This is a genomic window from Dyella sp. Tek66A03 (assembly GCF_052567735.1).
Genome location: NZ_CP199584.1, coordinates 4529026 through 4541124 on the forward strand (window position 1 = coordinate 4529026; position 12099 = coordinate 4541124).

Annotated in this window: 10 protein-coding genes; 1 reads left to right on the forward strand and 9 read right to left on the reverse strand. The window is 62.9% G+C overall.

Annotated elements, in window-relative coordinates; translation table 11 throughout:
• Positions 1 to 67 precede the first annotated feature (67 nt).
• The 4 genes from ACT01B_RS20060 to ACT01B_RS20075 all read right to left on the reverse strand — a co-directional run bounded on the left by ACT01B_RS20060 (position 68) and on the right by ACT01B_RS20075 (position 2385).
• A complete protein-coding gene (locus ACT01B_RS20060; RefSeq protein WP_445144965.1) occupies positions 68 to 748 on the reverse strand; it encodes a toll/interleukin-1 receptor domain-containing protein in 681 nt (226 codons plus the stop codon).
• A 3-nt stretch (positions 749 to 751) separates the two neighbouring features.
• Positions 752 to 1615, reverse strand: a complete 864-nt coding sequence (locus ACT01B_RS20065) for a c-type heme family protein (RefSeq protein ID WP_445144966.1) — start codon at positions 1613 to 1615, stop codon at positions 752 to 754.
• A gap of 261 nt (positions 1616 to 1876) precedes the next feature.
• A complete protein-coding gene (locus ACT01B_RS20070) occupies positions 1877 to 2113 on the reverse strand; it encodes a hypothetical protein (protein ID WP_445144967.1) in 237 nt (78 codons plus the stop codon).
• Positions 2071 to 2385: a pyridoxal-phosphate dependent enzyme gene (locus ACT01B_RS20075; RefSeq protein WP_445147538.1), complete on the reverse strand. Its 315-nt coding sequence runs from the start codon at positions 2383 to 2385 to the stop codon at positions 2071 to 2073. The genes ACT01B_RS20070 and ACT01B_RS20075 overlap by 43 nt, the downstream gene beginning before the upstream one ends.
• Between ACT01B_RS20075 and ACT01B_RS20080 the strand changes: the two genes are divergently transcribed.
• Positions 2305 to 2487: a hypothetical protein gene (locus ACT01B_RS20080; RefSeq protein ID WP_445147552.1), complete on the forward strand. Its 183-nt coding sequence runs from the start codon at positions 2305 to 2307 to the stop codon at positions 2485 to 2487. The genes ACT01B_RS20075 and ACT01B_RS20080 overlap by 81 nt on opposite strands.
• Before the next feature lie 79 nt (positions 2488 to 2566).
• Here ACT01B_RS20080 and ACT01B_RS20085 read toward each other — a convergent pair whose 3' ends face one another.
• The 5 genes from ACT01B_RS20085 to ACT01B_RS20105 form a co-directional block, all read right to left on the reverse strand.
• Positions 2567 to 3412, reverse strand: coding sequence for a sulfotransferase family protein (locus tag ACT01B_RS20085; RefSeq protein ID WP_445144968.1), 846 nt, complete (start codon positions 3410 to 3412; stop codon positions 2567 to 2569).
• A gap of 49 nt (positions 3413 to 3461) precedes the next feature.
• Positions 3462 to 4469, reverse strand: coding sequence for a LacI family DNA-binding transcriptional regulator (locus tag ACT01B_RS20090; protein WP_445144969.1), 1008 nt, complete (start codon positions 4467 to 4469; stop codon positions 3462 to 3464).
• Between the two features lie 16 nt (positions 4470 to 4485).
• Positions 4486 to 7194, reverse strand: a complete 2709-nt coding sequence (locus ACT01B_RS20095) for a glycosyl hydrolase 2 galactose-binding domain-containing protein (protein ID WP_445144970.1) — start codon at positions 7192 to 7194, stop codon at positions 4486 to 4488.
• Positions 7195 to 7198: 4 nt separating this feature from the next.
• Entirely contained in the window at positions 7199 to 8587 is a 1389-nt protein-coding gene (locus ACT01B_RS20100; RefSeq protein WP_445144971.1) for an APC family permease, read from the reverse strand.
• A gap of 161 nt (positions 8588 to 8748) precedes the next feature.
• A complete protein-coding gene (locus tag ACT01B_RS20105; RefSeq protein WP_445144972.1) occupies positions 8749 to 11955 on the reverse strand; it encodes a TonB-dependent receptor in 3207 nt (1068 codons plus the stop codon).
• Positions 11956 to 12099: the final 144 nt, after the last annotated feature.

Consider the following 12099-nt stretch of genomic DNA (forward strand, 5'->3'; position numbering starts at 1 on the left):
TTCGGTTTGACCAACATGACGCAACGCGTGTGGCGCCCGGCCGGGGCATGCACGATCGCCCTGCCCGCTATTTGTCCTTGCCGATCCGCCAACAGGCTTCAAGGAAGATCCGGCGTTCCGGCTCACCGTCGATTTCCGGTGCGAGGCGCCGCGCAAGCGCATCCAAGTCACCGCCGCCCTGCGCTGCCCGACGTACGAGGTGTCCGGCCACGGGCCCGATGCGTTTGGCAAGTTCTGCCTCCAGCCGGCGCAAGTGTGCCGCATCGACGCCGGCCGGATGCGTGGTATCGACTGGCCCGGTGGCCTGCACTGGCCGCTGTTCGGTGGGGAGGCCGCGGGCGCCATGCCCGCCGAGGGCTGTATCGAGGTAATCGCACAGGCGCTCGATGTGCGGTCCGAGGGGTGGCGGGAACGCATCCATCCAGTGTTGTGCGCTGAGGAAGTATTCCAGGCTCTTGGATGGCAGCACGTCCTCGATCCGAAATGGAAGAATCGGCAACTGCTTGTGCACGGCCCGCTCTACCTCGCGCCGCACTTGGCCCGAGTCGTTGCTGCTGCCGGAGAAGACCAGAACCATGAGGCGTGCACTGGAAATCGCATCGATGATTTCGGCGGCCCAGTCGGCGGCCGGCGATACGTCGCGCGGCGCGATCCATACGCCGATGCCGCGCGCCTCCACGCGCTGCACGAGCGCGAACGCAGCTTCCCGATCCGGCTGCGAATAGCTGACGAACAGGTCGTGTGCCATGGCTCAGCCACCCAGCATCCGCAACGCCTTGTCCAGGCTCTTGCGCATGCGGTCAAAGGCGGCCGCCAACGCCGCCACTTCAGGGCCGCCGCCACTCGGGAACTCCTCGGCTGATGTATCGCCGAGGCTCACCTGGTCGGCGATCCGCGCGATCCGGCGCACCGGGCGGATGACCAGCACATAGAGCGAGGCGTTGACGACCAGTAGTACGCTGATGAGCATCGCGGCGATGGCAACCAGCACGTCGCGGCGGACACGCCCGGCGTTCGACTCGGCACTGGCGTACGGCACCGAGACGATTTGCGCGCCGACGACCTCGTTGGGCTGCCAGCCAAAACCGTTGTCGCTGCCATAGCGTGCGAGCATCGTTGCGGGTGCCGCCGAAGGCAGGCTGTGACAACCCAGGCAGCCGGCATCGACACGGATCGGGCGCGCCAGGTAAAGGGTTTTGCCCATCGGGGTGTCGCGTGTTCCGCTCACTTGCCGGGCGGCGCCGTCGTTACGGAAGCCCTGCACGATGTCCGCCTCCCAATCCGTCGCGCGGTCGCGTGGATTGGTCGGGTTGAGCGTCGCTTCCTTGTAGGAGTAGTCGGGGTGCTCTTTGTGCAGCGTGAGGAAGTTCTGCGTGGCGGCATAGAACGGCACGCTCTGCGGGCGGAACGCGCTGACCATCTTGTCGTCGAGCAACGGCCCGATCTCGGTCTCGGTGTAGGAGCGGATCGCCGACGCGCTGTCGATCATCAAACCGGCCTGGGCAAGCACTTCGCGCGTCGCGTTTTCCTGCAAGGTCGATGTCACGAGCATCGAGATCGCGACCATGCCGAGCGCGAAGGCGACAAGCAGTATCAGGTTGATCCGCAACAGCACGCTCGACCCCCTTGCCGGAGCGCGGGTCGACGGACCCGGGCCCGACTGTGTTCTTGGCGGTTGGAACTTCGGTGGCGTCCTGGAGACGCGCCACTCATGCCAGCGTGGAAATCATGACACAAAGCGCCAGGCAGGGTACCCGCCAGGTTTCCGCCTGATTTTCCCCGTCAAAGCAGGAGTTTGTCACCGCCGCGACGGGTGGCGGCGCTCAAAAAGCGCGACTTACTGGCTGATGGCAACCTGCCGTCGAGAACAGACACTTCAAGCTAGGTCGCCGGACTTGAGCCCCAGGACGTGCGAGATGACGTCGGTATATTTCAGTCCGGCGCCCGTATTGAATAGGACGACACGGTCCGACTCATTGAGGACGCCAGCCTTGAGCACGTGAGCGTAGGCGGCCGTGGCCGCCGCCCCTTCCGGAGAAAGAAAGATGCCTTCGTTGGCTGCCCAGTCCCTCAGCGAGGCAAAGATATCTGCATCGGACACAGCGACGGCCATGCCACCCGACGCGCGAAGAATGTCCAGGATGATGTAGTCGCCATAGGCCTTGGGTACACGCAGTCCGGATGCTTGCGCTCACTCACGATGCGCGCGCAATCGGAAATGACGCCGTCCACAAGCGTCACCTTGGCGCCGTAGGCCGTAGCCTCGACGTAGTTGGCGAGGGGCACGTCGCGCGGCATGAAGATATGAGCCTCGATATCCGACGCGGCGGCATAGGCAGCGAGCGCCCCGGCCGCATTTCCGGCGGATGGCACAAGGCCCTGCATCGGGCCGACGAGGCCAAGAAATTGGCTGATCAAGCCGTTACCGACAGTGGCCCCTGGTTTCCAAAGCGGACGGACGCCTTAAAGGTCGAGCTGAAGTCGTGATTGAGGTGCGCGCCGCGGCGCGCTCTGGTCAGGCGGCGCCACGCTTGTCCCTACCGATGCCGCCGGAATCGTGTAGCCGTCACACAATGGGCACTTGGTTGACGTTGTTCTTGGGATCCATCCAGAACGCTTCGTTCGCGAAGCGTCCGAAGATCTCGCGCGGCAGGATGGACTGGCGTTCGATGGCCTGGACCTTCGGGCGCACGGAATGCAGGCCGGGCATGCCGACGCGGGCATCGAACTCGTCTGCGTGGTATTCGATGTGGTCGAAGTCGTGCTCGAACCAAGGCTCGTCGAGGAATTGGTAGACCGCACGCATGGCCGCGACTGGGTCGGCCACCAGGCTCTCGTAGGTCAGCATCAGCAGGTGGTCTTGCGCGTGCTGGCCGTAGAACGCCTCTTTGGTGGCCTGGTAGGCGAAGCCCACCATGCCCCGTGGATCGGTCAAGGCCTCGATGCGAGAGTAGATCGTGGTGTTGGTGTCGAAGCGGAACACTTTGCTGACACTGACCGGTTGCCGACGCACCAATCGCTCCATGCTATCGAGCACCCATACCAACTGGCGCACGCAGGCAATGACCTTCACCCCAGGGAACAGCGTGTCGAGCAACTGCATGCGGCTGCACCACAGCCGGCTGGTGTCGAACACCGCGCCGGCGTCCGCTTGCACCGAGTAGAAGTTCTCGACCAACCCGCGCAACAGTGCGACGCGTTGCTCGTCGGAGACATCGAACGAAAAATCGTTCTTGCTGCTCGCTTCCGCGATCACCACGCCCATGATGTCAGCAAGCGGGCTGGTCATGCCTGCGCGGAAACGCGGATTCTGGTTGAGGATGGCGGCCAGTAGCGTGGTGCCGGAGCGTGGCAGCCCGGAGATGAAATGGAACTTCCGCGGCGGGTTGCTGACGTCGGGCGTGGCAGGCATGTCGGTGTTCCTCTCGATCAGTGGCGTGGACTGCAAGATGATGCCTGACTCAGGGCGCGGATGCCGTCGATGCGCGCATGCGCATTTCGTAGGCGACTTCGACCATGCGAGCATCTCCCTTGCCCAGCACGCGAAGCAGCAGCTCCTCGGTGGCACGCTTGCCCATTTCACGCACGGGTTGATGAACGGTGGTCAGCGGTGGCCACACCTGCGTCGCGATGGTGGTGTCGTCGAAGCCGCAAATGGACATATCGCCGGGAACCGACACCCCGGCCTCCGCGGCGGCCCAGATCGCGCCGACCGCCATGTCGTCGTCGGCCGCGAAAATGGCGGTGGGCCGATGCTTTAGCGCGAGCAACCGGCGGGCCGCGGCCACGCCAGACTCGAAGGAAAACTGTCCCTGGACCATGTACGCAGGGTTTTCCTTCAGCCCCGCGCGCTTCAAGCCGTCGCGGTAACCCGCTAGGCGCCAGATGCCTGCGCCGTGCTTTGGGTCGCCAAGGATGTGGGCGATGCGGCGGTGGCCCAGCGAGACAAGGTGCTCCACCATCGCCGCAGCGGCTTCGCGTTCACGCAGCATCACGCCGATGCAGCCCTTGGGTTGGCGTGGCGCGATCGAGGCAAACGGAAGTTCGCTCTGGCGCAGGTAGTTGAGCAGCTTCGGATGGTCGGTGATGGGGGGCGTAAGAATCAGCCCATCGGGCTGGTGCCGCGAGAGGATGCTCTCGACGCGCTCGACGAAGTCCGGCGCCGTCGAGACCAGCGGCTGCACCATCATGCTGTATTGCTTCGCCTCGCAGGCTTCCAGCACGCCAGCCTGGACTTCCATGATGTAGCTCGGCGAGAGGTTGTCGTAGAGCAGGCCGATCATGAAAGAGCGGTTCGTCGCCAGGCTACGCGCCGAGGTGAGCGGCCGGTAGTTGAGTTTCGCAACAGCCGCGAGCACGCGTTCGCGCACCGAGTCGCGCACGTTCGGCTCGTTGTTCAGCACGCGCGATACGGTCTTCTTCGAGGTGTCCGAGGCATGGGCGACATCGTTGATGGTCACGCGCGACATGGAAGCCTTTGCGTCTTCAATGATCTGCTCCCTGACCGGCGGCAGCCGGAACGCTTTGGACTGGAACGTTCCACCCACTCACTTCGACGACAGGAGCGGCCGTTCCCTGCGATGCGTATCGCGCGGTCAGGACCATCGACTCACCGGGCCAAAGCGTGACGTCATTGTCATTCCAGCGTATCGGCAGCGCAAGGTCGCCGTGCACACCTCGCCTGATCGACACATGCTGAAACAGCGCCACGGCCTTGGACGATGCGGGCACCGACAGCGTGACCGTGGTGACCTCTTCGTTTCCCTCACGCCGTGTCGTTGCGTGGACCTCGCTCGTCGCGGCCGGCAAGGACTGCAGCGCGGTCAGGTCGGCATATTGTTTCAGCGGCGTGAGATACCAGGTCGAGCCCGCCCAGTCGAGCACGTCCTTGCGCGTGGACAGCCAGTAGACGTTGCGGCTGACCGGCTTGCCATCGGAAGCGACAAGATCGAGCTCGATGAAGTAGGTGGGCGACAGGCCGGCGATGCTCGGCAGTGTTGCCAGTGGCTGCGTGTGGTTCCCCACAAGGTCAATGTTTTGCAGGCGCTTCTCGTAACGCACGCTGCCGTCCAGATTGCGCACGCGGATGTCCGCTTGCAGGCCATGGACATCGTCAAGCCCATGGTTGACCAGCACGATGCCGTTGGAGTCGTACGAATACTGGATGTGCACCAGCTCGTTGGCTTTCTTGGCACCGAAATAGGCACCGGCGGGATTCATGAAGTAGTCGTACAGATGCCAGTGCAACGAGGGCCACGCGTTGTTGAGCATCCAGTAGATGACGCCGGTCGCCGGCTTGGCCGCATCCATGTGCGCGTTGAACGCCTCGAACTGCGCGCGCACGTTGTCGTAGTTGTCGAGCTGGGCCTTGGCGACATAATCGGCAAGACTCGTGGGCGCGCCGTAGCGCTGGGCCAACGCCTTGTCGAACGGCGTAAGCACGGCGAAGGTCGACCAGTCCGCGGAGGCGTGGTATTGCCTCGCCTCCGGGTACTTCCATAGCGCCTCCTGCTCCTGGGGCGACAGCATGCGCTGCAGGTCTTCCAGCCGCGGGATATCGGCGCCCGCACTGACCTCCGAATCGAAGCCAAACGCGCCGCCCAGCTTGTCGGCGTACCAATAGGCGGGCGGTATCCAGTCGTACGGACCAGCCATCTTCATGCCGGATGGACCGGCCTCAGCGGTCGCCTGATCGACGGCTGCCGAGATGATGGGCAACGACCAGTCTTCGGCGCGTAGCGTATCGGCGTACATCTTTGCGATCGGCGGCGGCGGTGCGTTGTCGCTGCCGATGAAGAACCCGATCACCGATGGGTGGTTGCGAAGCAAGCGTGCTTCGCTGGCCATGGAGTCTTGCGCGACTTTCAGGTCGGCAGCACTCCAGGGAGAGCCGCCAGTCTTCGCCGCCGACTCCCATTTGTCGCAACACTCCCAGCCCGCCAGTACCAGAATGCCGTTCCGGTCGGCGAGGTCGTAGAAACGCTGGTTCTCCAGCTTGCCCTCACTGCGGATGGTGTTGAGGCCGAGGTTGACGACATAGCTGAACTCCGCCTCCATGCGCGCGGGGTCGTCGCGCAGGAACATATCCGGCGCCCAGCCGCCGCCGCGAATCAGCAGGGGTTTCCCGTTGATGAAGAACTGGCGATAGCCCTGCTTGGTCAGGCTCGAACTGACGCTGCGTATGCCAAACGTCGCCGTGGCCCGGTCGCTGGTCGCGCCATCGACCGCAGCGCTCATCTCGAGCTGGTATAGCGGATGTTCGCCCATGCCGACGGGCCACCAGATCTTCGGGTGATCCAAAGCCAGGCCCGGTGTTGTCTGGGATGAGAACGAAACCACCTGTGTCTGTCCAGGCGCGAGGTGCACGGTCTGTTGTATGGCGACGCCTGCCACGGTGCCGCTGATGGTCGCGTCATGCGCCGTCGTGTCGAGGTTCCTCGCGGTGACTTTCACGGTCAGCTCGGCGCGCGCGAGATCGGGCAGCGACAGCGTCGAAAGCACCTGTGGGAAGCTCAACGCGACCGGTCCGGTCTGCACGATGTCCACGCCACGCCATGGACCCATATTGTTGTCCGGGGGCGTGGGATTCCAGTCCACCCAGCCAATCGACAGGCTCTGTCTTGGGTCGGCCGGATGCACTTGCATGGCGAGGGCGTTGGCGCCCGGGCCTACCCACTGCGTCACGTCGAACCCGTGCACGGGATAGGCTCCGGCGACTTGGGCGTGGTCGGCGACGAGATGCCCGTTTACCCACAGATCAGCGCTCGCGATGATGCCGTTGGTGCGAAGCAGGGTATGCCTGCCTTTCAGGTCCTTCGGTAGTGTGAAGTCGGCGCGATACCACCAAGGCGTCACGAACAGATTGCCGCTGGCTTCCGGCACCTGCACCGCACGCAGGTTGTCACTGTAAAACACGTTCTTGTACGTGCCGTTCTCCAATAGTCCGGCCATGACGGTCGCTCGACCGCTTACCGGGTACCAGCCCTTGGTGGGAAAGCCCGTCGCGGAGATCTCGGCGCCACTTTGCTGCGCCTTCGCGCTGTCTTGAATGTGCCAATGCGCGATGGCGGTGACGGAGCCAGCGTCAACGCTTACCTGGGTAGGGGCGTACGTCGTTTGGGCGTGTGCGTCCGGCGCGACCCATACGGCCATCGCGGCCATGACCCAGAGCGCGTGTTTGGCGGGAGTTCGCATGGCGTTACGGTTTCCCAAGATAGGTTTCGCGTATTTCAACAGGCGAGAACGGCCAGGACCGGTTGAGCCTGGCCCAAATCGTAAACACCACGAGGCCTGCGATGATCCATAAGCCAGACAGGATCAGCGACAAGGTAGAGGCAGACACGTATACATAGACCCATCCCAGCAGCGCGATCACGCATGGCACGGGGTAAAGCCATTGCTTGTACGGGCGCTCAAGGTTCGGTTGGCGCTTGCGCAGCACCACCAAGGCGGCGATCTGCGCGAGGGACTGCACGATGATGGTCGCGGCCAGCAACATGTTGATGACTTCGGTCAGGTCAAAGAACGTGCCGATGGCCGTCACCACGCCCATGGTGAGAAGTGCCACGTGGGGGAAGCCGTGCCTGGCGTGCAGGCGTCCGAACACGGATAGGAACACTTTGTCCTGTGCGGCCTGGAAGGGCACGCGCGAGCCACCCAGCAGGCCAGTGAACACCGACGCAAAAGCGGTCACGATGATGAGGACGGTCATGACAGCGGCGGCCAGATGGCCCCAACTGCGCTCCACCACCAGCGAGGCCACCGACTTGGACTGCGCGATGTCCTGCCACGGCGCCACCCCAAGCACGCTGATGTTGAGGAGCAGATAAATAAACATCATCGCGATCACCGAGATGATGATCGACCTGGGCATGGTCCGGCCGGGATCGCGCAGCTCGTCGCCGATGTAGGCGGTGGTGTTGTAGCCGAGATAGTCGTAGATGCCGATGATCAGCCCTGCCCCCAGCCCGACGAAGATATGGCTGCCGAACGTATCGGCCGGGTAGGCAAAGGCGAAGCCCGCATTGAAGTGTGAGAAGCCCGCCGCCGTCACGCCGACGACCGAGACGAGCATGATGACCCACAACGCGATGGTGATCGAGCGCACCGATTCGATCCGGCGATACAACAGCCAGGTGACTATGACCGTTGCCGCCACGCCGATGAGATGCACCGGCCACCAGCCCAGGTTGGGGAAGAAGAACCCCAGATACTCGACCATGCCGATGATGCCCGTAGACATCAGCAAGGGAATCGCCAGCAGCATGGTCCAGATGAACAGGAACGGCATCAGCTTGCCGCTGCGGTACTGGAACGCTTCGCGCAGATAGACATAGGTTCCCCCGGAACCCGGCATGGCCGCCCCGAGCTCGGCCCAGACCAGGCCGTCGGCCATGGCAAGGATGGCGCCCACGATCCAGCCAATGATTGCCTGCGGGCCGCCCATCGCGGCGACCATGATGGGGATGGTGATGAACGGCCCGATGCCGCACATCTGGGTCATGTTGATCGCGGTTCCCGAGAACACGCCGATGGAACGATGGAAAGCGTTGTCGCGAACGGGCTGGGGCGCGCTGGAGTCCTGCATGCTTGCCTTGTCGTGGTGGGTGGCGATCGGGGTATCGACGAAGCTACCCCGAAGAACGATCTTGTTGATGCGAACTCAGCCCGCGTCGGGGTGTCCCCGTTTCCGCGAAAGCGGCAACGGGGACACTGTCGAGCCTGGACCAACGCGCGAAGGCGCGCTCGTTACCACTGGCCGCGCACGCCCAACATGACCATGCGCTCGGAGAAAGTCGAGTGCGCAGGCTGGTCGGACCAGACCAGGTAGTAACGCTGATACTCGTTGGTGAGGTTGGTGCCGTCCAGGAAGACTTCGGCGTATTTGTTGAACTTGTAAGAGATCGACGCATCGAGGTACCTCTGCGGCGCTTCGTACATCTCCATGCCCGTGATGCCACCCACGCTATCCATCACCGCTCGCCGCGAACGGTAGTTGTAGGCGACGCGGGCCTGGAAGTGGTCATCCTGATACCACACGATGAAGTTGCCGGATTTGGTGGAGTTGTCCTGGAACGGGATCTTGCTGCCAGACAGATCCGTTTCGCCCGAGTTGCTTGGTGCATACGTGGCGTTGACCTGGATGCCGGTCTTGGACAGAAAGCCCGGGAGGAAGGTGAAGCCCTGGCGGTAATCGAACTCCGCGCCATGGATGCTGTTGCCCGTGCCCTGCACCGGTTGGGTGATGACGATGCAATGATTGCGAACCACGCCGTCCTCGTCCGGCAGCGTGCAGTTGGTCACGCTGCCGTTCTTGATGAAGCTGTCCACCTCGATGCGGAACAGCGCGAGGCTGAGCATGCTGGTGGGGTTGATGTAGTACTCCAGCGATGCGCCATAGTTGGTGGAGCGCCACGGGTTGAGGGCCGGGTTGCCGGTCGACGTGCCATTCGCGACGCGGAAGATGGGGCCTTGCGGCGTCTCCGCCAGCGAGTAGTTCAGCTGCAGGCCGCCGGCCCAGGTGCTGAGATTCAGCGGCATCATGTTCTTGGAATAAGCCAGTCGGAACTTCAGGCTTTCGGTCAGATCCAGCGCGAAGTTCATTGACGGCAGGACGTCCTGATAACTGCGCTTGGTGACCGCCGTACCTACGTCAATAGGTTCGTCGCCGTACGCGCCCGGGGCGCCACTCAAGTGCTGGGTAACGTCCAGATTGGTGTGGATCAAGCGCGCACCAATATTGCCGCTGTAGGTCATGTCCCAGATGGTGCCGTTGAAATCGCCCTGCAGATAGCCGGTCAACTCCTTTAGCCGCACGGCCCAGGTCGTGCCAGGCTCACCCACCTGGACGGTGTCGGGGTAGAGCGACTTCCAGAAGGAAAGCGGATTGACCATGGCGTTTGGATCAATCGCCCAGAAGTTGATGCCCGAGCCAAGCAGGTTGTTGTACTGTTTGAAGTTATTCGACAGCGGCGCCGCGGTATTGGGCATCGAGATCGCCGACAAGGGTCCTGCGCGGAAGTAGCCCTGATTGTTGCCCGCGGTGCACGAGCCGCTGTTCAAGACCACGTCGGCACCGACATAACGCACCAGGCATCCACCCGGATCGCTGGCACCGATGCCCGCATAGACCGGCGTTTCCAATGTCCAGCCATCGTTGTTGGCGCTGCGGATGCTGTTGCGCACGCCAAATTCGAGCTTGAAACCGTCCTGGAAATCGTATTTGCCATCGAAACGCAAGGCGTTCAGCGCCACCTGGCGATCGTAGTCGCCGGAGGACTCCAACGTCTTCATGGTCCAGCCATTGGGGTCGGCGAACTGGCTGGCGAGCGAAGGCGGCAGGTTGACGGTGATGTACTTGCCATTGAAGTTCGCAATGATCGGAACCGTGTTCTGGGGCATGCCGTTGGCATTGAACACGCGATTGCCGCCCAATTGCGCTGGATAGACGAAGGTGCCGGGCGGAACGTCGGCGTCGGTCACACCGTCCATCAGCACGTTGGGCCACAGGGCGCCATCGGAGTTGGAAATGTTGACGTCGGTTTCCTGGTTCGACTGCGACGCCGTGTCACGGATGCCACGCACGCTCGCCGTGAACTGACCGCCGTTGTCGTAATCCATCTGCAGGTTGAAGTTCTTCGCGACGGAGCTTTTCTGGATGATCTGCGAGTACGACTCCACATCGCCTGGCCACTTCTGGTACACCTGCGTGGTGAATATCTGCGAGCCCTCCCAGCCCGGCTCTGGCGTGCCGTAGGAGCCGAGGGCAGGACTTCCGGTATTGCGCGACTGCAGCGGCACGTAGGTCGCGCCCTGCCAGTTGGTGGAGTTGAACTGGATGCCGTAGTTGCGGTCGTACTCGCGCTGTTGCGAGTAGAAGAAGTCGCTGGTCAGGCTGAAGCCGCTGCCGAGATCCATCTGGAACGAGGCGTTGCCCGACTTGCGCTTCCGCTGGGTGATGATGTCATTGAGGCCGATGTCCTGGCTTCCCATGAAGACGCCGTTGGACTTGCCATCGCCATTGACGTCCACGCTGCCGTCGGCATTCTGAACGATCTTCGATGGGATGGGCGCGCCGTTCCAAGGGGTCAGGAAGCCGTTGTAGCCACCGGCGCTGGCCGCGTTTTCGCCATTGAGTACGACGCCATACTGGTCCAGGCCCTCGGTGGAATTCATGCGCCGGGTGTCGGAGTAATCGGCGGATACCAGCAGGCCCCAATGGCCACTGTCGTTGAACGAAATAAGGCCGTTGGCCTCGGGCCCCCAATGGTTGGTGGTGGTGCCGCGCTCGCCATTGGCCGAATAGCTGTAGGTGAAACCGCTGGGCAGATCCCAGGGACGGTAGGTATGCAGGTCGATGGCGCCGCTGATGCCGCCGTCGGTCAGGTTGGCGCTGGATGATTTGATCACGTCCACGCCGTGGAACAGCGTGGACGGCAACATGGTGAAGTCGGGCTGCTGCGAGTCGATCTGGTCTGCCGTGATGAACACTTCGCCATTCAACATGGTGCCGACCTGGGGCAAACCGCGCACGTCCACCGAGGTGCCCACGCCCGCGTCGCGGTTGATCTGCACGCCAGTGACGCGCTGCAGGGAGTCCGTGATCGTCGTGTCGGGCAGCGCGCCAATGCTTTCGGCCGTAATGCTGTCCTGAATGTTTGAAGCATCGCGTTTCAGGTCGATGGCACGAATCTGCGACGCGCGCACACCGGAGACCGCCACGGTCGACAGCGTGACCGCGTTCTTCTCCGCGTCCGTGCCATCGGCTTTCTTGGTGTCGGCCTTTTTGGCGTCGGGAGGCGGAGGTGGCGCGGTTTGCGCCGTGCTGGTCTGCGCGGCCTGGTCGTCCGCCTGGACATCGAAGAATGTCGACGCCGCGGTCGACGTCGACACGGCGGCGAACAGCGACATGGTGACGGCAAAGGACAATGGATGTTTGCGAAGTGCGGTTGGCATGGGCTTTAACCTCGTTGGTGTTGCCTGTCGAACCTCAGGTGCTCCGTGGAATTCCAAAAGAACGCGTACAGCCCGGCGGTGCCTGCTGGTTCGCACGCCGTCGTGATTCAATTTGTCGATCTCCCCAGCTCTGGCTACGCGAGC

Bases quoted from the DNA above. Each gene is read 5' to 3' on its own strand.
- ACT01B_RS20070 (WP_445144967.1), bottom strand. From the start codon at position 2,113: ATGGCCGTCGCTGTGTCCGATGCAGATATCTTTGCCTCGCTGAGGGAC.
- ACT01B_RS20105 (WP_445144972.1), bottom strand. From the start codon at position 11,955: ATGCCAACCGCACTTCGCAAACATCCATTGTCCTTTGCCGTCACCATG.
- ACT01B_RS20095 (WP_445144970.1), bottom strand. From the start codon at position 7,194: ATGCGAACTCCCGCCAAACACGCGCTCTGGGTCATGGCCGCGATGGCC.
- ACT01B_RS20075 (WP_445147538.1), bottom strand. From the start codon at position 2,385: ATGCAGGGCCTTGTGCCATCCGCCGGAAATGCGGCCGGGGCGCTCGCT.
- ACT01B_RS20085 (WP_445144968.1), bottom strand. From the start codon at position 3,412: ATGCCTGCCACGCCCGACGTCAGCAACCCGCCGCGGAAGTTCCATTTC.
- ACT01B_RS20090 (WP_445144969.1), bottom strand. From the start codon at position 4,469: ATGTCGCGCGTGACCATCAACGATGTCGCCCATGCCTCGGACACCTCG.
- ACT01B_RS20080 (WP_445147552.1), top strand. From the start codon at position 2,305: ATGAGCCTCGATATCCGACGCGGCGGCATAGGCAGCGAGCGCCCCGGC.
- ACT01B_RS20100 (WP_445144971.1), bottom strand. From the start codon at position 8,587: ATGCAGGACTCCAGCGCGCCCCAGCCCGTTCGCGACAACGCTTTCCAT.
- ACT01B_RS20060 (WP_445144965.1), bottom strand. From the start codon at position 748: ATGGCACACGACCTGTTCGTCAGCTATTCGCAGCCGGATCGGGAAGCT.